The sequence below is a fragment of the Psychrobacter sp. 1Y4 genome (assembly GCF_051847555.1).
The window spans coordinates 1-501 of the sequence record NZ_JBPYDE010001234.1 but is presented as its reverse complement, the minus strand read 5'-3'; the positions used below and the strand labels follow the sequence as shown (position 1 = coordinate 501).

Sequence of the window (501 nt, the reverse complement as noted above, 5' to 3'; positions counted from 1 at the left end):
CTACTTGCAAACTTAGTAAATAAAACAGTCTCTTGTAGCCATTGGAAACGTAAGAATCAACAGTGTGGAACTTGTGTACCTTGTATTATTCGTAAAGCATCTCTGCACACAGGAGGTATTCAAGAAAATATAACTTATTTTAAAACACTTACTGATGTATTATCTGATCCTGACCATCGGGATGATGTTATGGCGATGCTAATTGCTATAGCACAAAAAGAGCATAAGAATATTAGCACTTGGGTTCTAAATAGTGGGCCTTTACCTGAAAACGAGCTAGCAGATTATAAGACTGTGTTTACTCAAGGTCTTGATGAAGTTAAGCTATATTTCGAATCAAAAGGTGTGTTATGAAAATAGATATGCATTGTCATTTGGATCTATATCAAAACCCATTTGAAGTAGCTAAAAAATGTGACGATAGAGGCATATATTTATTATCAGTAACTACGACTCCCAAAGCATGGGAAGGAACCAAATTATTAGCACACGGCAGTTCTC

At 35.5% G+C, this 501-nt stretch carries 2 pseudogenes; both read left to right on the top strand.

Annotated features, from left to right (window positions below):
• Positions 1 to 354: pseudogene (locus ACS8FC_RS21305) on the top strand (hypothetical protein); the annotation flags it as partial.
• Positions 351 to 501, top strand: a pseudogene (locus ACS8FC_RS21300) (Qat anti-phage system TatD family nuclease QatD); the annotation flags it as partial. The pseudogenes ACS8FC_RS21305 and ACS8FC_RS21300, both read left to right, overlap by 4 nt.